Annotated in this window: 17 protein-coding genes and 1 tRNA gene; 8 read left to right on the forward strand and 10 right to left on the reverse strand. The window is 71.8% G+C overall.

Features of this window, described 5'->3' with window-relative positions; genetic code table 11:
- Positions 1–62 precede the first annotated feature (62 nt).
- From BDW27_RS02265 to BDW27_RS02275, 3 genes are all read right to left on the reverse strand, one after another.
- A tRNA-Lys gene (locus BDW27_RS02265) sits at positions 63–136 on the reverse strand.
- A gap of 165 nt (positions 137–301) precedes the next feature.
- Complete coding sequence (locus tag BDW27_RS02270; protein ID WP_049578766.1) at positions 302–487, reverse strand: hypothetical protein; 186 nt, start codon at positions 485–487, stop codon at positions 302–304.
- A gap of 196 nt (positions 488–683) precedes the next feature.
- Positions 684–2,468, reverse strand: coding sequence for a BTAD domain-containing putative transcriptional regulator (locus BDW27_RS02275; protein ID WP_110048015.1), 1,785 nt, complete (start codon positions 2,466–2,468; stop codon positions 684–686).
- 202 nt (positions 2,469–2,670) lie between these two features.
- Between BDW27_RS02275 and BDW27_RS02280 the strand changes: the two genes are divergently transcribed.
- The gene (locus BDW27_RS02280) at positions 2,671–3,651 is read left to right on the forward strand and encodes a MurR/RpiR family transcriptional regulator (protein WP_110048016.1); all 981 of its coding nucleotides are present in this window, start codon (positions 2,671–2,673) and stop codon (positions 3,649–3,651) included.
- A gap of 10 nt (positions 3,652–3,661) precedes the next feature.
- Complete coding sequence (locus BDW27_RS02285; RefSeq protein WP_110048017.1) at positions 3,662–4,675, forward strand: N-acetylmuramic acid 6-phosphate etherase; 1,014 nt, start codon at positions 3,662–3,664, stop codon at positions 4,673–4,675.
- A 130-nt stretch (positions 4,676–4,805) separates the two neighbouring features.
- On the opposite strand, the gene BDW27_RS02290 is transcribed toward BDW27_RS02285, so the two are convergent.
- Positions 4,806–6,374 carry a DUF885 family protein gene (locus BDW27_RS02290; protein WP_110048018.1) on the reverse strand — a complete coding sequence of 523 codons (1,569 nt, stop codon included), beginning with the start codon at positions 6,372–6,374 and terminating at the stop codon, positions 4,806–4,808.
- Between the two features lie 95 nt (positions 6,375–6,469).
- Here BDW27_RS02290 and BDW27_RS02295 point away from each other — a divergent pair, with 95 nt between their 5' ends.
- The gene (locus BDW27_RS02295; protein WP_110048019.1) at positions 6,470–7,183 is read left to right on the forward strand and encodes a vancomycin high temperature exclusion protein; all 714 of its coding nucleotides are present in this window, start codon (positions 6,470–6,472) and stop codon (positions 7,181–7,183) included.
- Between the two features lie 63 nt (positions 7,184–7,246).
- Here BDW27_RS02295 and BDW27_RS02300 read toward each other — a convergent pair whose 3' ends face one another.
- The 3 genes from BDW27_RS02300 to BDW27_RS02310 form a co-directional block, all read right to left on the reverse strand.
- Positions 7,247–8,680: a hypothetical protein gene (locus BDW27_RS02300; RefSeq protein WP_110048020.1), complete on the reverse strand. Its 1,434-nt coding sequence runs from the start codon at positions 8,678–8,680 to the stop codon at positions 7,247–7,249.
- A gap of 57 nt (positions 8,681–8,737) precedes the next feature.
- A complete protein-coding gene (locus BDW27_RS02305; protein ID WP_110048021.1) occupies positions 8,738–9,400 on the reverse strand; it encodes a vancomycin high temperature exclusion protein in 663 nt (220 codons plus the stop codon).
- A 98-nt stretch (positions 9,401–9,498) separates the two neighbouring features.
- Positions 9,499–10,143, reverse strand: coding sequence for a DUF1707 domain-containing protein (locus BDW27_RS02310; RefSeq protein WP_110048022.1), 645 nt, complete (start codon positions 10,141–10,143; stop codon positions 9,499–9,501).
- Positions 10,144–11,171: 1,028 nt separating this feature from the next.
- Here BDW27_RS02310 and BDW27_RS02315 point away from each other — a divergent pair.
- On the forward strand, positions 11,172–13,004 hold the full coding sequence (locus BDW27_RS02315; protein ID WP_110048023.1) for a UvrD-helicase domain-containing protein: 1,833 nt from the start codon (positions 11,172–11,174) through the stop codon (positions 13,002–13,004).
- 159 nt (positions 13,005–13,163) lie between these two features.
- Here BDW27_RS02315 and BDW27_RS02320 read toward each other — a convergent pair whose 3' ends face one another.
- Together BDW27_RS02320 and BDW27_RS02325 are read right to left on the reverse strand one after the other, a co-directional pair.
- Complete coding sequence (locus BDW27_RS02320; RefSeq protein ID WP_110048024.1) at positions 13,164–14,600, reverse strand: DUF6114 domain-containing protein; 1,437 nt, start codon at positions 14,598–14,600, stop codon at positions 13,164–13,166.
- A gap of 3 nt (positions 14,601–14,603) precedes the next feature.
- Positions 14,604–15,251, reverse strand: coding sequence for a DUF6230 family protein (locus BDW27_RS02325; protein ID WP_110048025.1), 648 nt, complete (start codon positions 15,249–15,251; stop codon positions 14,604–14,606).
- A gap of 216 nt (positions 15,252–15,467) precedes the next feature.
- Here BDW27_RS02325 and BDW27_RS02330 point away from each other — a divergent pair, with 216 nt between their 5' ends.
- The gene (locus tag BDW27_RS02330) at positions 15,468–17,312 is read left to right on the forward strand and encodes a GMC oxidoreductase (RefSeq protein ID WP_110048026.1); all 1,845 of its coding nucleotides are present in this window, start codon (positions 15,468–15,470) and stop codon (positions 17,310–17,312) included.
- A 234-nt stretch (positions 17,313–17,546) separates the two neighbouring features.
- Here BDW27_RS02330 and BDW27_RS02335 read toward each other — a convergent pair whose 3' ends face one another.
- Positions 17,547–18,329 (reverse strand): MerR family transcriptional regulator, encoded by a 783-nt coding sequence (locus BDW27_RS02335; RefSeq protein ID WP_017543676.1) that lies wholly within the window; start codon positions 18,327–18,329, stop codon positions 17,547–17,549.
- 174 nt (positions 18,330–18,503) lie between these two features.
- On the opposite strand from BDW27_RS02335, the gene BDW27_RS02340 reads away from it, so the two are divergent.
- The 3 genes from BDW27_RS02340 to BDW27_RS02350 form a co-directional block, all read left to right on the forward strand.
- The gene (locus BDW27_RS02340; protein WP_110048027.1) at positions 18,504–19,415 is read left to right on the forward strand and encodes a diiron oxygenase; all 912 of its coding nucleotides are present in this window, start codon (positions 18,504–18,506) and stop codon (positions 19,413–19,415) included.
- Positions 19,416–19,613: 198 nt separating this feature from the next.
- On the forward strand, positions 19,614–20,468 hold the full coding sequence (locus BDW27_RS02345) for an SDR family oxidoreductase (RefSeq protein ID WP_026129721.1): 855 nt from the start codon (positions 19,614–19,616) through the stop codon (positions 20,466–20,468).
- An 11-nt stretch (positions 20,469–20,479) separates the two neighbouring features.
- On the forward strand, positions 20,480–20,866 hold a 387-nt coding region (locus tag BDW27_RS02350; protein WP_146223240.1), incomplete at its 3' end, for a diiron oxygenase.

Consider the following 20,866-nt stretch of genomic DNA (forward strand, 5'->3'; position numbering starts at 1 on the left):
GGGCACACGGAAAAGGGCCCTGGTCGGAGGAGACGAACTCCGCCCACCAGGGCCCTTCGCTGTGCGTCATCAGGGACTCGAACCCCGGACCCGCTGATTAAGAGTCAGCTGCTCTAACCAACTGAGCTAATGACGCCGGTCTCCGCTTCGGGCCTCGCGGCTCCTTGCGGCAACGAGTTAACTCTAGCAGGACCACGGGGTGGCCGCGAACCGGTTCCGGACCGACCCCTGGTCGGCCCCGTCACATCGCGGCCCTGGCCCGGAAGGACGAACCCACCGGGCACGGTTCGTGCCGCTCCGACTAGAAGAAGGCCACGAACAGGGCGACGATGATGCCGACGGTCAGGGCGACACCGACGCCGGCGAGTACCAGCGGCAGGATCGGGCGGCGTGGAGCCTCCTCGGGCTCGGGGTTGTCGTCGACGAAACGGCGGAAGTGCTGGGTGGTTCCCGCCGGGTCCAGGTTGGGATCGTTGTTCTGCGTCATGGCCTTGACACTAGCGACTCATCTGACCGCTGAGCACCCCTTGGGCAAGATCCGGTCGATCTCACAACCCTCTCTTGGGATGACCGAAACCCGCACTTTTCGAAAGTCCCAGGTCACCCACGGCCGTCTCCGTCGTCGATCCGTGTCCGAAGACTTCGCCCGGACGAAAGCCGACCGTAAGACGGATCGCCCAGACTCAGGCGCGGGGTTGCGGACCCGGTCGGTACTTCCCTGCGACCGCGCCCGCCCCCAGGGGCCCGGCGCGCAGGACCGCGGCCATCCGGGCCGTGGGCGAGACCCCGTGCGCCGGGTCCTCCCTCTCCACCAGACGCACCAGTTCCGCCGCGGACTGATCGGGGTGGGCGTCCAGCCAGGCCACCGCCATCCGCAGGGACAGCGGAAGACAGCCCGCCAGCTCGGCCACGCGCCGCAGCGCCTGCGGCGTGCAACGGTCGGGGCCCACCAGCGACCGCAGCAGGGTGACCGCGTGCTCTTCCGGCAGGGCGTCCACCGGCAGGGCACGCAGGCCGTCACGGACCAGGAGGTCGGTCAGCCAGCCGCGACTGGCCACGACGGCGCAGCTCCCCTGGCCGCCCGGCAGCAGGGGGCGCACCTGATGCGCGGTGGCGGCGTTGTCCAACAGGATCAGCACCCGGCGCCCCGCCATCAGGGATCGGGCCCGGGCCGCCACCTCATCGGGTTCGGGTGCGGGATCGTCCGGGCTTCCGGCGTCCACCGTCCCGGCGGACAGCGAACGGACCAGGCGGCGCAGGACCTCCCCCGGCTGGCGCGGACTGCCGTCGGGGGCGCGCAGGTTCACGTACAGCTGCCCGTCCGGGAAGTGCGCGGCCACCGAGTGCGCCCATCGCACGGCCAGGGCACTGCTCCCCGAACCGGCCGGTCCCCGGACCAGGACGCTGCCGGGCACCGGCGAGCAGGGGTCGACGAGGCGGTCGAGCTCGGCCAGGGCGCCGGACCGGCCCACCAGGGTGCGGGGGGCGGAGGGGAGTTCGGCGGGCACGAGACCCGCGCCGGTCCGGGCGGTGCGGCGTGCGGCGCAGGGCCGGGTCTCGTTGTGGGTGCGCGGGCGCGGCACGAGGGTGCCCGTGGCGGCGCCGGCCACCGGACCACCGGTCACCGGGCGGGTGCCGAGCCGGGAGTCGAGGTCTCCGCGCAGGATGCCGTGGAAGGTCTCCTGGAGTTCACGTCCGGGGTCGGCCCCCAGACGCTCGGACAGCACGCTCCGAGCCCTGTCGTAGACGCGCAGCGCCTCGCTCTGGCGGCCGGAGCGGTAGAGGGCGATCATCTGGGCCCGGATGAGGGGTTCGCGTTCAGGGTGGTCGGCCACGAGGGAGCCGATGCGGGCGGCGACGTGTTCGTGCTCGCCCCTGGCCAGGGCGGCGTCGAACCCCCGCTCGGCCACGCGCAGGAGTTCCTCGTTCAGTCCGGGCACGTCCCGGGCGTGCAGGAGGGGCGCGGTGACGTCGCTCAGGACCGGGCCGCGCCACAGCGCCAGGGCACGGCGCAGGAGGTCCGCGTGCGTGTCGGCCTCGCCCCGCGCGGCGGCGAGCTCGGCCTGCCGGGCCAGGGCGCGGAAGAGCAGGAGGTCCGAACGGTGCTCGTCGAGGTCGATCCGGTACCCGCCGTCCGCGCCCCGGATGAGCGGCGTGCCCAGGAGGGGTTCGAGGAGGGCGCGTGCGCGGGCCACGTGGACCTGGAGCGCGCCCTTGGCCGCCTGGCCGGGGGTGTCCCAGACGCGTTCGATGAGTTCGTCGGTGGACACGGTCCGGCCCGCGTTGAGCATCAGGGTGGCCAGGAGGGCGCGGCGGCGGTCGCCGCGCAGTCTCAGCGGAGCGCCGTCGATCTGAACGCCGAAGCGGCCGAGGAGGCTGACGTGGAGTCCGTGGGAGGCCGGCTCGGGCGGGTCCCGGGGATCGACGGTCGCCGCGCCGCGTACCTCTGGCGGGTCGTACAGCGGCACGGCTTCATCCCCCCTGTGAGGCGGACACGGGTGTGTTGGGTGGGAACGTGCCGCCTCGCCTCCAAGGGTGCCGTCTGAGCTGGGATACCGCAATCAGAACGGGTGCACTTGCCGCACGGGCCGTCCCTTGAAATCCTTGAATCTCCCGGTTTTTCCCGTCAGTGCGTTGACTCTGCACCACGACCGAAAGAAACTTTCCTCCATGGCGCAAATCCCGAAGCCGTCTGGCGGCCGTGGCGACGTCCCATCACCGCCGGTCCCCACGACGGTCCTGCGGATCAGGTCGTTGCTCCCCTCGTTGGCCCCGGCCGAGCAACGAGTGGCCCAGCGGGTCGTCGACGACCCCGAACGCGCCGCCGCGTCCTCCATCACCCAGCTGGCCAAGGACTGCGCGACCTCCGAGGCCACGGTCATCCGGTTCTGCCGCACGATCGACTTCAGCGGCTACCGCGAGCTGCGCCTGGCGCTGGCCACCGAGGCCGGGCAGGCCAGGGGCGCGCGCGGCAACACCGCCGAGCTGGCCAGTGACATCAACCCCGACGACACCCTCGTCACCGTCGTGCAGAAGATCGCCTACACCGACGCGCGCGCCGTCGAGGAGACCGGCGCCGCCATGGACGTGGAGGTGCTGCGCGCGGTCATCGACGCCATGTCGAACGCGCGCCGGATCGACGTCTACGGAGTGGGTGCGAGCGCGTTCGTCGGCGCGGACCTCCAGCAGAAGCTGCACCGGATCGGGCTGACCTCGTTCGCGTGGTCGGACGCGCACGTGATGCTGACCAGCGCCGCCCTCCTCGAGGCGAGCGACGTCGCGATCGGCATCTCGCACAGCGGAACCACCATCGACACCGTGCAGGCGTTGACCGAGGCGGGCAGGCGCGGCGCCCGAACGGTCGCGATCACCAACTTCCCCCGGTCTCCGATCGGTTTCGCCGACCACGTGCTGACCACGGCGGCGCGGGAGACCATGTTCCGTTCGGGGGCCACGGCCTCCCGGCTGGCCCAGCTGACGGTGGTGGACTGCCTGTTCGTCGGGTTGGCCCAGATCCGCTACACGGACAGCAGGTCGGCGCTGGAGACCACCTACGAGGCGGTCCGCGGTCTTCGCCTGAGTGATGACCGCAGACGACGGCGCAACGACGCGTCCGCCGCGAGGAACACCCCCGCTGGAAACGACGACTGACCCGCAGAGGGTGCGGGCCGAACAGGAGAGCGCAGTGCACGGTGGCACGGAGCAGGACCCCGGGAACTCCGGGGGATCAGACGGGCGGACACCCAACGGTGAGGCCGTGATCGTGCGGGCGCCCACCGAGGCCCGCAACTCGGGAACCTACGACATCGACCTGCTTCCCGCGTTGGACGTGCTTCGGCAGATCAACGCGGAGGACACCACTGTCGCCGCCGCGGTGGCCGCGGTACTGCCGGAGCTGGCCCGGGCCGTGGAGCTGGGTGTGGCGGCGCTGGAGCGCGGCGCGGGCATCCACTACTTCGGGGCGGGCACCTCGGGGCGGATCGCGGCGCTGGACGCAGCCGAGCTGCCGCCGACCTACGGTGTCCCCCCGGAGTGGGTGGTGGCCCACCACGCGGGCGGCGGCGAGGCCCTCGTGCGCGCCGTGGAGGGGATCGAGGACGACTGGGAGTCCGGCCGGATCGACGCCGCCGCCGTGGCGCCGGGTTCCCTCGTGGTGGGTCTGGCCGCCAGCGGCCGCACCCCGTACGTGGGCGGTGCCCTGGAGGCGGCCCGTGAGAGGTCGGCCGCCACCGTGCTGATCAGCGCGAACCCGGACGCCCCCCTGGCGTCCGGTGCCGACGTGCACGTGGGGGTGTCCACCGGAGCCGAGGTGATCGCCGGTTCGACCCGGATGAAGGCGGGAACCGCGCAGAAGCTGCTCCTGAACGCCTTCTCGACCGCCGTGATGGTGAGGATCGGCCGGACCTACTCGAACCTGATGGTGGGTGTGGACGCCACCAACGGCAAGTTGCGCGGACGCGTGGTGACCATCCTTGTGGAGGCCACCGGTCTGGCCGAGGAGGCGTGTGCCGAGGCCCTCTCCGAGGCCGAGGGGGACACCCGGGTGGCCCTGGTGTCGTTGCTGGCCGAGGTGGACGCCACCACGGCCGCGAGGTCCCTGGAGAAGGCTCGCGGCCGGGTGCGGACCGCCCTGGCGAACCTGGGCCTGCCCGGCCAGGAGACCCCCGGAGCCTAGGGCGCGGGCGCCCGGTGGCCCGTACGCTCCGCGCTTGCGGGAAAGGACCGGGCGTCGACGCGGGCAGTTTCACGACGGTCGACCGGGCCCGTGGGCACCGGGTGCGGTGTTCCACGGGCCGGGGCCCGCTTCAGTCGTCCAGTGCGGCGCCGATCAGGCCCAGGGGCGGCGAGCCCAGCTGGAGGAGCGCGCGGTGGAAGCGGGGCAGCGAGAACCCGCTCCCCCACTGCTCCCTGGCTCGCTCTCGCAGCGCCATGATCTCCAGCTTGCCCCAGGTGTAGCGGCCGTACGTGGGATCGAAGGTGGCCCGCCTGGCCTCGGAGAGCGCCGCGGGTCCCTGCAACGGGGTGTCCTCGGAGAAGCGCGCGGCCGCCTGCTCCACCGTCATCGTTCCGGTGTGCATGCCGATGGCCACGGAGAGCCGGGTGACGCGGATGAGCGCCTCCAGCCACACACCGATCTCGTAGTGGTCGGCGGTCCAGCCGGGGTCACCGAGCCGCTCGGCCGCGTACGCGCCGAACCCCTCCTCCAGGCACATCTCCTCTGCGTAGTGGGCCCAGCCCTCGGCGAAGGTCATGGAGTGCAGGGCCCGGCGGACCTGGCTCGGTGCGCGGCGCAGGGCGCGGCCGTGGGAGAAGTGGCCGGGCGCGACCTCGTGGACGCTCACGGCGGGCAGGGTGGTGTGGCTGAACTGCTCCAGCCACTCGGCGGCCTCCTGCTCCGACAGTTCCGGGGCGGGCGGGGTGACGTAGTAGAAGGACGGGTTGTCCGCCTCCCACGGGCCGGACCAGGCCATCATCGCGGTGGCCCAGCGGAGCGCGGGCGGCGGCACGTCGATCCGGCACTCACCGTCGTTGAAGGGGGCCAGCTGGCGTTCCTCGGTGAAGTCGAGGCAGATCCGGGTCCACGTGCGGGCGGCGTCCAGGACGCCCTCGGCGTCGGGGTGCTGGCCGGTGAGTTCCCGGCTGAACTCCATCGGGTCGCGGCCGGGGGCCAGCCGCGCGGCGGCCTCGGCGAGTCCGGCACGCAGACGGTCGCGTTCGGCGTCGGCCCGGGAGGCCAGGGAGTCGAGGTCGACCTCCATGGCCTCTCCGACGCCCATCAGGCGGCTCAGCGCCTCGGCTCCCAGCGACGCGCTCTCGGGGCCGTGTTCTGCGGCGTGCTCGACGTGGGCGAGCAGGCGGGCGTGCGCGGCCAGGGCGTCGCGGCGCACGTCCTCGGGGAGGCCGTCGGGGAGTTCGGCCAGACCCCGGACCGGTCCGAGCAGGGACCGGGCGACGGGAGCGCTGAGCCGGTCCAGGGCGGCCACGGCGTTGTCGGCGAGGGTCGGCCAGAGGCGCAGGTGCTCGATCCGCGCGGCGGCGCGTTCGGCCTCGGGGGCGTACTCGCGTTCGTAGCTGGACAGGTCCATCTCGCCCACGTGGTGGAGCGGGTTGGTGCGGTGTGTCTCCAGTTCGCCCAGTTCGTAGCGGAGACCGTTCTCGAAGGCGGTCAGATGGGCCTCGTCGTACGGGTCCCCCAGGGGCTCTCCTCCGAGCCCGGCGAGGGCGGCGCGCACCCCGTCCGGGGAGAGGTCCGCGGCCCTGCCGTCGTACTCGTGCATCCCCGCGCCCTCGCGCAGGGATCCGGGCATGAGGTCGGCGATGGCCCGCAGTCTCGGCGGGAGTTCGTCGTGGGGTTCGTGCGGCTGTGGGGACATGCGCCGACTCTAGCCCGGGCGTTCGGTCCCGCACAGGCGGGTTTCCGGGGGCGCGGTTCCGGAACTCCGCTCGTTCGCCGTGCGTCTCCCCTGATGTGACGACCTCCGCGACACCCACCCCCGCCGAGAACAGCGAACCCGAGAGCGGGAGGCGGCTCCGGCGCCGCCTGGCGCTGCTGGCCGTGTCCCTGGTGCTGCTGGGGTGTGTCCCGTTCGTGTGGGTGCTGGCCTCCACCGGCGATCAGCGGCACTCCGTGAGCTCCGTGCCCGACCGACCGGTGGCCATCGTCCTGGGCGCCGGAGTCCGTCCCGACGGCCTGCCGAGCTACCTGCTGGCCCAGCGGCTGGACCTGGCGGCGGAACTCTACGAGGCCGGGAGCGTCCGCGCGGTCCTGGTGACCGGCGACAACGGGGTCGAGCACTACAACGAGACCGACACGATGCGCGACTACCTCGTGGCGGCCGGCGTCCCGGAGGACCGGGTGGTGGGCGACCACGCCGGTTTCTCCACCTGGGACTCCTGCGCCCGCGCCAGGGAGGTCTTCGGCGTGGAGGAGGCCACGGTCGTCACCCAGGAGTTCCACCTGCCTCGCGCCGTGCGCCTGTGCCGGGCGGCGGGCATCGACACGGTCGGTGTGGGCGGGGCCAGCATGGACCAGCGCGCCGTCGCCACGGTCTACGGCTGGGCCCGCGAGGTCGCGGCGGCGGTGGCGGCGCTGGGCACCGTGGTCCTGCGGCCCGACCCCCGCTTCCTCGGCGACTACGAGACCGGTGTGGACGACGCCCTCGCAGTGGAGTCCACCCCCTGACAGTCGAACCCGCTCCCGGCGTCCGGGAGCGGGTTCGACGGCCGCGGCTCGGCGGGGTCGGGCTCAGCGGCCCCCGCCGAAGAGGCGGCCGAACAGGCCGGTGGGCGCCTCCGGGGCCTGCTGCTGCGGCGCGGCCTCCTGCGGCTCCTCCGCCTCGGGCTCGGGCTCCACACCGACCAGGGCGCAGTACTCCTCGGCGTTGTCGGGCAGCGCCCAAGCGCGCAGGGTCTCCGTGAACTCCTCGTCCTCCCACGCGGAGGCGGGCAGCTCCGCGATGGCCCACAGGACCTTCAGGGTCTCCTCGTCGTAGTCGGCCTGGGCGTGCTCCTCGACGGTGTACCCCTTGGAGCGCGGACCCAGGACCAGCTCGAGACCGGCGCCGGTGACCAGGGCGCGGGACTCCTCCTCGCTCTTGAGCAGCCCGGACAGGATGTCCAGGCGCAGGCGGCGGGCGCGGTCACCGGCGCGCCCCAGCGCCAGGAAGCCCAGGACCTGAGGGGAACGCTGTCCGCAGTGCGGCCACGACTCGTTGAACAGGCCCTCGTAGCCCACGGTGGTGCCGCCGCCGCGACCGACCCGGCGCAGCCCCTCCCTGGGGGTGTTCTCCCCGTGGATCAGCACCAGTGCCACCGAGGCGGCGAAGGAGTTGTACAGGTTGCCGCCGGCCATCTGGTGGGTGAGACCGATGGTGGTGTCCACGTCCTGCGGATCCGCGACCTGACCGAGGGCGAACAGCTCGGCGGGCAGCGGCTCGCCGCTGTCCATACCCTGCGTCATGATCTCGCGCATCGACGTGGGGGCCTTGGGGGCGGAGCGCAGGTCCTTGGCGAGGAGCACCTGGGAGGCGCCCGTGATCTCGGAGGAGATCCGCTCGGCGTCGGCGGGGAGGAAGCCCAGCAGGTAGCTGACCCACTCCCCCGCGCGGTCGAGGCCGCCGCGGTTGGTACCGCCCTGGAGGAGGGTGACCAGGTCGGGGACGCGGGCCAGGACGGCGTCGTAGGTGTCCAGCTCGGCCTGGAGCAGCTCGGCGCCGTCGTCGGCCTCCATCACGGCCAGGCGGTTGCGCATCCGGTGGAAGTGCTGCTCGTCCGGAGCCTCCTCCATCCAGGCGCGGTACTGCTCGCGGACCTTCGCGGCGTCGTTGGAGACGGCCCAGGCCACCTCGTCGCGCCACTGGTCGAGGTCGCGGTGCTGGGGGAAGCGGTCCTCGGCGTGGGCGCTGACGAGTTCGAGGAGGAGGCTCAGGGGGCGCCACCGGTCGGTGGGCGGGGTCTCCTCCGCGGTCGCGATGTCGACCAGACGGTCCACAACCTTGGGGGCGGCCCGGTGGCCGGGGGCGGGGAAGTGGATGAGGTCGTGGAGGTCGGACAGGGCGCTGTCGCTGGCCGCGACCTGTTCGAGCAGCTCGGGGACGCGCTCACCGCCCTCGGGGACCAGGGCGGTCCAGTCCGTGTCCGCCGTGTTGTCGTGTGGTTCGTTTCCGGAGGTCGCGTTCATGTGCCGATTATCCCGGCTTGACGCCCGGGCGCGAATCGGCGCCCGGCGTCGTGCTTCTCACCGGCTGCCGGGGAACTCCTCGCCGGGTGTGCGGGGGGCCTGGGGGTCGGAGTCGGTGAGTTCGCCCCGGAGGGGGTCGGGGCGCAGCAGGGCGTCCTTCAGGGCCTTCCCGGCGGCGCCGACCTCCCGCGCGTAGCCGATGAGCGTGGACCGGCGGCGCGCCCCGAGGCTGGGGTCGCCCACCCCCACGGCGTCGATCCCGGCGGCGCGCGCCAGGGAGACGGTGCGCGGGAGGTGGAAGGACTGCGTGACCATGGTCGCGGCGTCCACGCCGTAGAGCCCGCGCATCCGCACGCAGGTGTCCCAGGTGCGGTAGCCGAACGGGTCGGCCGTCACCAGGTCGGCGGGGACCCCGTGGGCCACGAGGTAGTCGGTCATGGTGTCGGTCTCGCGGCGGGAGACCTCGCGGTTGTCTCCGGAGACGATGACGCGGTCGACCCTCCCGGCCTCCACCAGTCGGACGGCGAGGTCCAGGCGGCGGGCGAGCAGCGGGGAGGGTCCGTCGGACCAGGCCGCGGCGCCGAGCACCACCGCGACGGGCCGGTGCGGCACGGAGTCGACGGTGCGCCGTCGGCGCGCGCTCGCCAGGTAGGTCCAGGCGAAGGGTGCCAGTGCGAGGGCGCACAGGCCCGCCAGGCTCGCCGCGATCCAGATGCCCACAGCCCCGAGTCCTCCCGCTCTCCGCACGGCCCCTGCCGCGCGGCCACACCATCATGGCGCACGACGGGGGCGGGCGGCCCGGGTCTCGGGTTCCCGGGTCACCCGAAGATGTCGGTCCAGCCGCCTGACCTCTTGTGACGCACCTTGAGGCTGCCACCCTGGTTCTTACCGGTGATGACGAAGTGCGGGGCGTCGTGGCGGGCGATGGAGTCGACGTCCGAACGCTGGCTGCCGAACCACGAGGTCTCGAGGTTGACCTCGGCCGTGGCGCCCTCGGGGATGATCAGGTCGCCGGAGCCCCAGGAGACGTCCAGCCAGATCTCCGTGACGGGGGCGGTCAGGCGGGCCTCACGGAAGTCGAGTTTGGCCTCGCCGAACCGCACGTTCACCTCGACCCGTTGCGGAACGGTCCACTCCTTCTTGCGCACGACGGAGTCGCCCTGGCCCGTGAGGTACAGCGTCTGACCTCCCGAGGAGGGCGGGCTGGGGACCTGGGGTGCGAGCGCGCCGGGGCGGCTCGGTCCGGCGGGCGCGGGGCCGCCGAAGCCGCCGGCCCCGGCGGGCAGGTCCGCCACGATCGGCTGGATGTCGGCGTAGGTCTTGGCGGCGTAGACGGCGTCGAGGCGTTCGTCCAGCTCGTCGAGGCCCAGCCGTCCCTCGCCCGCGGCCTCGCGCAGGATCTCGGCGACCTGGTCGCGTTCGGTGTCCGAGATACGCAGGTGGTTCTTGTCGTTGGGGGCCACGTGCTCGTCCCGCTCCTTCCGCCCGGTTTGTCACCACCAACGTTAGAGCATGCGCCGGGCTCCGCGCCTCAGTGGACGGTGGTGACCGCGGCGCTCGGGGGCCTTGGTGGTCACGCGTCGGGAGTCCGAATGTCACACCCGGACGGCAGGATGCTTCTCGGAGTTCGAGGTCCCGGAGTGTCGACCGGGCCGTCCTTGGAAGGAGGTGCCGCGTGGAACCGGCGAGAACACGGAGTCCCGTCGTCGAGGAGGTCGCCGCGAAGCCCGAGCCCTTCGCCGGAGTCCGGCTTTCGGCACTGCCAGGGCTTTGGGGAGACCGGGGACGGGGTACCGCTTCTCTAGGGTGGTTGGGGTCCCCGCTCACCGGAGCGGTCGGCGGCCGCACACGCTGCGCGGACCGACGACCTCGCCCTCCGGGTGGTTGAGGACTCTGCCGGGGTAGGACGGACCCCGGCAGAGTCCTGAACCACGCGTTGTGCGCCCCGGGTCCGTACACGATCTCGCACCGCACGGCCCCCTGCACAGAGAGTGTCCGGTACCGGCCAGAGTGTGAGCCCGTAGCCGGTGACCTCTCATGTTTGGCGGGTCCTTCCCACCTCTGGCCCATTCCGGTTTTCGGTCACCCTGTTCTCGCGCATCCGACCACTCCCATCCCGCCAACCCTCCCCAGGGGGAACAGCGAAGCCCGCACTCGATTCACGGGTTTCGGACCAATACACAACCCCACTTTCGGACATCACGGACCACCGAGGAACCGCAGGTCAGTCGAGACCACTTCGACGGCCACTCAGAGGCCCCGGAAACCCATCGAACTCCCTTACGCAAAAACGCCACTGACCTGCACATACGAGACGAAGGAAGCCTCCCGGAAAACGGCCGTGAATCCGCCCTCAGGCGGCGTTTGCCCAAATTCCGCCGCGAGCATGTCTCAGGTGAGAGCGAAGCCCGCCGGCTTCCTCGAACGACACCATCCGCTCCGACCGTCCAGCAGAGCCACCACCAGGTCGAAGACCGGAGGAATCCACCACGTGTCCGCCCTTGCGATCGCCCCGACGTTTCTCAGCGACTTCAGCCGCCTCACGCCCGAGATCCAGCTCGACACCCTGGCCGTGATGCGCGCCTACCAGGCCGGTGACCACCCGGGAACGGAGTCCGTCCCGGGCGCCGCCGACCCCCGGGTCCGGGTCGTCAGCATCGCCCCCGACTGGTCCGGCGTCATCGTCCCCGACCCCGACGCCGGGACCGAACCGGCCGAGGACGCCAGCGCCGGCGTCGACACCGACGACACCCCCTACCGGCTGCTCACCGTGCGCCCGCGCGACGAGGCCCTGCGCTACGCCCGGAGCCTGCGCCCGCACGCCACCGCCACCCTCACCGAGGTCGGGGCCGAGGGCGTCGACCCCACTCCCGTCGGCCCGCCCGAGCTCGCCGGGGCCCTCGGCTCACCGTTCTCCCAGTGGCGGATCACCCTGCACCCGGACCAGCACCGGGTCACCGAGGCGCACTTCAGGGGATCGGCGCAGGTCACCGGTGGCCCCGGGACCGGCAAGACCGTCATGGCCCTCTACCGAGCCGCGTACCTGGCGGAGCTGGACGCCGCCGCCCACCCCGAGGACCAGCGCGAGTCGGTCCTGCTCACCTCCTACAACCGAGCCCTGGCCCAGTCCCTGTCCGAGCGACTCGACCAGCTGCTGCCCGATCCGGGCACGCGTTCCCGGGTCAGGGTGGCCACCATCGACAGCCTGGCCCGGTCGATCGTCCAGTCGCACACCAGCGTGGCCCCGCGCATGGCGAGCCGGGACGAGCTGGCCCAGCGCTGGCGCGCGGTCGCGCTCGCCGACGGCCTCCCCTTCTCCGGGCGCTTCCTCGTGGACGAGTGGGAGCAGGTGATCCTGGCCAAGGGCCTCGAGCTGCTCCCCGACTACATCCGCTGCGAGCGCAGCGGCCGGGTCCAGCACCTGGCGCCCGAGCACCGGCGGCAGGTGTGGGAGACGGTCCGGCGCTACGTGGGCGCGATGCGCGTGGAGGGCCTGTGGTCCTTCCCGCAGCTGGCCGGCGAGGCCGCCCGGCTGGTCGGCCGCTCCGGACCGCTGTACCGGCACGTGGTGGTCGACGAGGCCCAGGACCTGCACCCGGCGCAGTGGCGGATGCTGCGGGCCGCGGTCCCGGAGGGCCCCGACGACCTGTTCATCGTGGGCGACCCGAACCAGCGGGTGTCCGACAACCGGGTGTCGCTGGCCTCGTTGGGGATCAACGTGCGCGGCCGGGGCCACCGGCTGCGGGTCAGCTACCGGGTGACCCAGGAGATCCTGGACTGGAGCATGCCGATCCTGGGCCGACGGTCGGCCCTGGGGATGGACGACGACGCCGACACCCTGGCCGGTTACCGTTCACTGCTGCGCGGCCCCGCCCCGGTGGTGCGCGGCTGCGAGAACCGCACCGAGGAGCTCGACGCCCTGGGTGAGTGGGTGCGGGTGTGGCTGGAGGCCGGGGTGAACCCGTCCGAGATCGCCGTGGCCGGGCGCAACCAGTGGGTCGTGCGCGGTGTGACCAAGGAACTGGAGGCCCGTGGCGTGCGGACCACCCCGTTGGAGGGAGCCGCCGACACCTCTGCGGTCCGGGTCGGCACGATGCACGGGATGAAGGGCCAGGAGTTCCGCTGTGTCGCGCTGGTCGGGGTGAGTGACCACCTGCTTCCGCCCAAGGCCGCGCTGGAGGCGGCCGACGGCGACCAGGTGGCCCTGGAGCACGCCCGCCAGCAGGAGCGCACGCTGTTGTTCGTGGCCTGTACCCGGGCCCGGGACGCCCTCTACGTGTCGCACGTGGGCCAGCCCAGCCGTCTGATCTCGGAGAACTGGTGAACCGGGGGCTGGTCGGCTGAGCCGTCGCCGATGAGGCCCTGAGCGGGCGGGCACCCCGAGCGGGTGCCCGCCCCTTCGGGGCGCACGGGAACGGGGACGCCGCGGTCGCGGCGTCCCCGTCAGGGCGCTGCCGGTCCCCCGCGTCCCGGCCGGGGACGGCTACCCGCCGTACTGGCCGTTCAGGTCGGGGATGGTCATCGTGTCGGTGTAGGCGATCGGGTTGTCCACGTCCACGTCCGTGAGGTACATGATCGGGAGCAGGAGCGGCGGCGGGAAGTCCGGTGTGAAGGTCAGCGGGATTCCGAGCAGCCGGACGTGCATGCGGGTCACGTGCATCTCCACGTCCCCGGTCATGTTCATGGTGGGCAGCCCGAGACTCCGGCGGGTGCCGAGGTCGTCGAACCACAGCTCACCGCCCCGGACGTCGCCACTGCTCATGGTGAGGCGGATGTAGCGCTGGGGCCCGTCCTCGGTGGGGCACTCCACGACGCCCCGGTAGCGGGCGCCGTACATGGTGAGGCTGTCGGCGGTGAGACCGGAGTCCCGGACCGAGCCCCGGAAGCAGTCGTAGTCGGAGTCGACCAGGACCTCCGGGTACTGTCCCTCGTCCTGGGCGGCCTGGCAGGCCAGGACCGCCGCGAGGAGGTCCTCCTCGTCCTCGATGAGGGCCGCCTCGCCGACGCGCAGCTCGCAGTCCTCGGCGTCGCCCTCCTCCGGGTCGGTCTCCTCTTCCTCCTCGTCGGTGCCGTCCTCGGGCTCGTCGGTCTCGGTGTCCTCGTCGGCCGGGTCCTCCGCGGGGTCGTCCTCGGGGTCGGTGCCGCCGGGCCGCTCGGTGGGCTCGTCCGAGGGTTCCTCGGACGGCTGTTCCTCGGTCTGCTCCTTGTCGTCGCCGGGGAGCAGCCAGTCCCAGGGCCAGCCGAGGGTGGGAGCGGGCGCCGAGGCGATCGTGACGGCGGCGGCGAGGGGCAGGGCGACGGCGGCCAGGTAGCGCGGGTGATCGCGCGGTTCGGCCCGGTCGACGGTTTCGGTCAGCGTGTCGTCCCCGCCGGGCCCCTCGGTGCGGTCCCGGGTGCCCGCGGTCCCGTTGTCAGTGTCGGTGTCGGTTCCCGTCCCGGTGTCCTCGGGACCGGTGTCCTCGGCCTTCCCGGTGTCGGCCCCGGTCTCCTCGGAGGCGGGCGGCCGGGCACCCCGGCGTCGGCGGGGACGGCGTCGCACCTCGGGCGACCACGCGAACACCAGGGATCCGCCGACGATGCCGAGCAGCATGCCGATCACGAACCCGCCGAAGTTGGAGGTCGGGAACGACACGAGCGCGAGCATGAGCCCGACCAGGCCGAAGAACACGTGCTGCGCGGGCTGGAGCCAGCTGAGCACGCCGAGCGAGATCAGCAGGAACGCGATGAGGGGTCCGTAGACCCCGGCGATGCCCGCGTAGATGACCAGGTCGATCGGCAGGACCAGGCTCTGTGCGGCCGGTGCGACCAGCAGCTCGACCCCGGCGGCGACAAGCAGGAAGCCGCCCCAGAACGGGCGGCTCCGTCGCCAGTCACGGAACCATCCCCACGCTGAGCGGATCGGCGTCAGTGCGTGCGCCATGGCTCAGAAGCACTCGTGGTTGCCGGGCTTGATCGCCAGGTTCAGCCCGGTGAGGCGCAGCGAGCCCGAGCTCACCGCCCACGTGGTCATCTCCATCTCCGAGACGGTGATGGTGTCGGCCTGGAGACCGAATCCACCGGTGGGCCCCTGGCCGCCCTCCGCCTTGTCCAGGGTGCTGGCGTCCCGGCCGATCTCGATGGCGCTGAACTCGGCGTTGCCCTGGAGCTGTTCGATGTCGATGACGAGGTTGGTGCCCTCGACCGGGTCGCTGGCCCCGGCGTTGATGACGAGGGTGGCCTCACCGATGGGAAGGTCCCACAGGGAGGACATGCACAGGTTCTCCAGCTCGGCGCTGTTCACGGTGGACAGGCCGACGGCGCGGGCGGAGCCGTCCACCGAGTTGGCGACGTCGCCGTACTGGCTGAACCCGGTTCCGGCGAGCGAGTCCGCGGACATCTTGAAGCTGTCCCCGGAGACCGCGAAGGAGGCGGCGAGGAGGCCCTGGGTGGTCATCGCGCCGAGGACTCCGGCCGCCAGGAACCCCGGCACCACAACGAGGGCGAACCTGCGCCAGCGCGTTCCACCACTGCCTTCGTGCTGCTCAGGCGCGTCCTGTGGCGCCTCGGGCACCTCTTCGGGGGCCTTGGGCATGTGAACCTCCAGTGATCCGCCGCCGGGGGGAGCGGCGAGGGGAGCGATACTTGCGCCGAAGCACGCCTCGTGTGTTATATGGAACACACCTTACTCGGCGGTAGTGACGAACATTACAATATCGAATGTCACATTTCTAGTTGGCGCATTCATCGTTGCGGACTCGTATCCGGCGCAATACGGGCCCCGCATCCGACCTGGAGAGAGACCCGAGACATGTCCCCTCAGCGCACGGAAGACCCCGCCGAAGCACCGCACCGCACCCAGGGCCCCTTCGACTACGACGTGGTGGTGATCGGCTCCGGTTTCGGAGGATCGGTCAGCGCCCTACGCCTCACCGAGAAGGGTTACCGCGTCGGCGTCCTGGAAGCGGGCCGACGATTCACACCCGAGACCCTGCCGTCATCATCCTGGGATGTACGGAACTTCCTCTGGGCCCCGGGAGCCGGACTGTACGGAATCCAGCGCATCCACCTCCTGCGGGACGTGATGATCCTGGCCGGAGCGGGAGTCGGCGGCGGTTCGCTCAACTACGCGAACACGCTGTACCACCCGATGGACGCCTTCTTCGAGGACCCGCAGTGGCGCCACATCACCGACTGGAAGTCGGAGCTGGCGCCCTTCTACGACCAGGCCCGCCGCATGCTCGGCGTCCGCACCAACCCCACCGTCACCCCGTCTGACGTGCACCTCAAGGCGGTCGCCGACGAGATGGGAGTCGGTGACACCTTCCGCCTCACCCCGGTCGGCGTGTGCTTCGGCGACGGGAGGGACGGTGACGGCGCCAAGGCGGCCCCCGGCGCGTCCGTCGGCGACCCCTACTTCGGTGGTGCGGGCCCCGACCGCCGGGCCTGCACGGAGTGCGGTGAGTGCATGACCGGCTGCCGCCACGGCGCCAAGAACACCCTCACCGAGAACTACCTCCACTTCGCGGAGCGCGGCGGCGCCGAGATCCACCCGCTGACCACCGTCGAACGGCTGCGCGAGCGCCCCGAGTCCCAGGGCGGCGGCTACGCGGTGGACACCCTGCGGACCGACGCGCCCCGGCGCCGCTCCAACGCCCGCACCTTCACCGCCCGCCAGGTCGTGGTCGCGGCCGGGACCTACAACACCCAGTCCCTCCTGCACCGGATGCGCTCCGACGGACTCCTCCCCCGGCTGTCCGAGAAGCTGGGCACCCTGACCCGGACCAACTCCGAAGCGCTGGTGGGCGCCATGAGCAAGCGGGTGCCGCCGCCGGAGGACCTCACCCACGGCGTGGCGATCACCTCCTCGATCCACCCCGACGCGAACACCCACATCGAGCCCGTCCGCTACGGCAAGGGCTCCAACGCGATGGGCCTGCTCACCGCGATCCAGGTTCCGGGCGGCGGCTCCATCCCGCGCTGGCTGCGCTTCCTCGGCCTGGCCGCGCGCCACCCGACCGTGTTCCTGCGCAGTTTCTCCAACCGGCGCTGGTCCGAGCGGATCATCATCGGCCTGGTCATGCAGTCCCTGGACAACTCGCTGACCACCTCGGTCCGGCGGGGGTTGCTGGGCAGGAAGAAGCTCACCTCCCGGCAGGGCCACGGCGAGCCCAACCCGACCTGGATCCCCGCGGGCCAGGAGGTGGCCACCCGGCTGGCCGACCGGATCGACGGCCACCCGGGCGGCACGGTCGGCGACATCTTCAACATCCCGATGACCGCCCACTTCCTGGGCGGCTGTCCGATCGGCGACAGCCCCGAGACCGGGGTGATCGACCCCTACCACCGGCTCTACGGGCACCCCGGCCTGCACGTGGTGGACGGTTCGGCGGTCACCGCGAACCTGGGTGTGAACCCGTCCCTGACCATCACCGCCCAGGCCGAGCGGGCGATGTCGATGTGGCCGAACAAGGGCGAGGAGGACGCCCGTCCGGCGTCGGGCGAGGGGTACCGGAGCGTTCGTCCGGTCTTCCCGAAGGAGCCGGCGGTCCCGAGCGGCGCCTTCGCCGAACTGCGCTTCACGACCTCGCTTCCCCTGACCGTGGTCGACGGCACGACCGTCCCCGCTCCCGAAGCCGCGAAGGTCAACGACTGACGGACCGGCCCCGTGCACGAACGGGCCCGGACACCTGCTCCGGTGTCCGGGCCCGTGGTTCGTGTGGAGGGGGATGGTGGGGATCCGGCTGGCGGTCCGGGTGTGGGGCCCGGCGCGGAGGGACGGGAGGAGGCTGGGGTGGGGGTGGGGGCCTGGGCTGTCGGGGCGACGGGGGTCCGGGGTCCGAGGTGGCCGGAGAGCGGGTCCGGCGGGAGTGGGCTGGCGCTGTGCCGGTCAGGGGCCGTGGGGGCCGTCGGTGTCCTGGGTCGCCTGGTCCTCGCTCCGGAGGTGCTCCATGGCGACGGCGAAGTGGTCGCCCATGACATTGGTGAGGTGGTGGGCCATCTCCTGGGCCAGGACCGCGTCCACCGCCTGCTGTGCGAGGGGGCGCACCTGGCGGATGAGCTCGGCGATCTTCGCGACGTCCTCGCTCTGGATCACGGTGCCCGGGGCGTGCTCGGCGAGGATGTGGTCGGAGACCTGGCGGACCATGTGTTCGGAGACGTCACCGATCCTGTCCCGCAGGTTCTCCGCGATGTCCAGCACCGCCCCCACGCTCATCCCCAGCTTGACCAGCTCGACGCCGGCGTGCAGCAGGCGCGGGCTCGGGACCCGGAAGCGCAGACCGTCGCGCTCCAGCACACCGAGGTCGAGGGCGCGCTTTATGGTCTTGGGCGTCACCCCCTTGCCGAACAGGTCCTTGAGGTCGCCCATGCCGATGTAGTCGGCGATCTCGTCGCTCCAGGCGTCACCAACGGCGGACTCGAAGCCGAGGATCTCTGACAGGTCGCCGCCGCGCTCCCACACCTGGAACATCTCACCGATGTTGGCGAAGGTGTAGCCGCGGCGGAGGAGCTGGCCGATCAGCCGCAGACGCGCGAGGTGCGCCTCGGAGTAGATGCCCACGCGGCCCTGGCGCCGGGGCGGGGCGAGGAGACCTCGGTCCTGGTACACCCGGACGTTGCGCACCGTCGTGTCGGCGAGCCGGGCGAGTTCGTCAATACGGTATTCGGCCATGGAACCCAGCCTAGAGACCCTGGAGTGCCGTACTCATCAGTAAATCCGCTCCCCGGCGCCGTTGAACGATGACAACGGAGATTGTAACGTTCTAGGTGATCGGAGTGAACGGGGTCACACCACTCGAACCGCCCGTTCGGCGCGCCTCCGGCACGGAACCCCCTGGAGGGACCCATGTCCGTGGGAAACGCGCCGACACCGAGACTCACCGACCGCGAGGACATCGCCAAGCGCCTCCTGCGCGGCTCCGCCAAGGCCTCCTTCGACCCCCTCGTGGAGATCGACTGGGAGGCTCCCCTGGAGGACCTGTGGGGGATGCGCCCCGAGCGGGTCTCCCTCTACGGCACCCACCTGTGGGACCGCCTCAGCGAGGACGAGCGCCGGGAGCTCTCCCGGCTGGAGATGGCCAGCACCATGGCCACGGGCATCTGGTTCGAGACGATCCTCATGCAGATGCTGGTCCGGCACGCCTACCACAACGACCCCACGAGCCTCCACGTCCAGTACGCCTACACCGAGATCGCCGACGAGTGCCGCCACACGGTCATGTTCGCGAAGGCCATCGAGAGGCTGGGGTCCCACGCGTACCGACTGGACCCGGTCGCGCACGTGCTGGGCAACTTCTTCAAGGCGATCGCGCACGGGCCACTGATCTTCGCCGGCGCGCTCTTCGTGGAGGAGATCCTCGACCAGCTCCAGCGGGAGATGATCGACGACGAGAGCATCGAGCCGGTCGTGCGCGCCACCTCCCGCATCCACGTGATCGAGGAGGCACGCCACATCCGCTACGCCCGCGAGGAGTTCCACCGCGACTGGGTGCGGCGCGGCCCCGTGGACCGGGCCTACTCTCGGCTCGTACTGGGCCTGGTCACCTACTACGCGACCACCCGGCTGATCCACGCGAGGGTCTACGAGCGCATCGGCCTCGACCCTCGGGAGGCGCAGCGGGCGGCCCGCCGCAACACCCGCTTCATCGACAGCAAGACCGAGCTGTCGCGCAAGGTGGTCAGGACCCTGGACACCGCTGGGGCCGTCTCCGGCCTGGGCCGGTACTTCTGGCGGAAGGCGGGGCTGCTCGGACGGTAGGGCGACCGCCGAGCCGAGCGCCGCCGGGGGCCGTGCGTGCGCGCGCACGGCCCCCGGCGGCGTGGCCGCACACCCCTCCGCACCCCTGTCACACCGCCGGAACACGGACCTTACTCGTGAGTAAATTTCCCGTGTCCACCCATTGCATTGTGACAATGCTCGTTGTAACGTTCCGGCAATGACTGTGGAGGAGATCACATGACGACCCCCTTGCCTCGCCACCTGAGTCGGTTGCCCGGACAGAACGCCATCGTGACCGGCGCCTCCGGTGCGTTCGGCAGCGCCACGGTGGCGGTCCTGCGCCACCTCGGCGTCAACGTCGTCGGGATCGACCGCAAGCCCGCCCCGGGCGTCGTCGCCTGCGACATCACCGACGACGAACAGGTGCGCGAGGGGGTCGCCCAGGCGATCGACCAACTCGGCGGAAGCCTGGACCTGCTCATCCACTACGCGGGGGTCGGCCCCTCCGTCGACATCGGCCACCTGCCCGACACGCACGCCCACCAGGCGCTGGAGGTCAACCTCCTCGGCACCTGGCGGGTGACCGCCGCCGCGATGCCCGCCCTGCTCCGGAGCCGCGGCCGCGTGATCGTCACCGCCTCGCTCCTGGCCAACCTCCAGTTGCCGCTCGCCGGGGCCTACACGGTCTCCAAGCGCGCGGTCACCGCCTACGCGGACAGCCTGCGCGCCGAGTACGGCACGCACGTCGGGGTGACCACGGTCTACCCCGGCTACGTGGACACCCCCATCCACGAGAGCTCCCGCGCCACCGGCGCCTCCCTCGACGGCCTGGTGCCCGCCGAGACCGAGCGCGACACCGTGATGACGGTGGTCCGCGCCGCCGGTGCCCGGCGCGCGCCCCGCGACGTCGCCTGCACGGCGTTCGGGACGGCCGCCCTGCACCTGACCAAGCACTTCCCCGGAACCACCGAACAGATCGTGTCGCTCCAGCTCGGCCTGCTCCTCAGCGACGGCGCCTTCGCGGACGCGGAGATCGCCCGGGGGCTCCATGCGCGCCACGGTTCCCCGCACGCCCTGACCAGCGCCTCCTGAGGAGGAACGAGATGACCGCCGAAGTCGTCGCCAAGCCGAAGACCACCGACCGCGAGGACATCGCCAAGCGCCTCCTGCGCGGCTCCGCCAAGGCCTCCTTCGACCCCATGGTCGAGATCGACTGGGACGCCCCCGTGGACCCCGAGATGTGGGCGATCCGCCCCGAGCGCATCTCCCTCTACGGCACCCACCTGTGGGACCAGCTCAGCGACGAGAAGCGCAAGGAGCTCTCCCGACTGGAGGTCGCCAGCGTCGCCACCATCGGCATCTGGTTCGAGACGATCCTCATGCAGATGCTGGTCCGGCACGCCTACCACAACGACCCCACGAGCCTCCACGTCCAGTACGCCTACACCGAGATCGCCGACGAGTGCCGCCACACGGTCATGTTCGCGAAG

Source organism: Nocardiopsis sp. L17-MgMaSL7, from assembly GCF_003182025.1.
GTDB classification, from domain to species: domain Bacteria; phylum Actinomycetota; class Actinomycetes; order Streptosporangiales; family Streptosporangiaceae; genus Nocardiopsis; species Nocardiopsis prasina.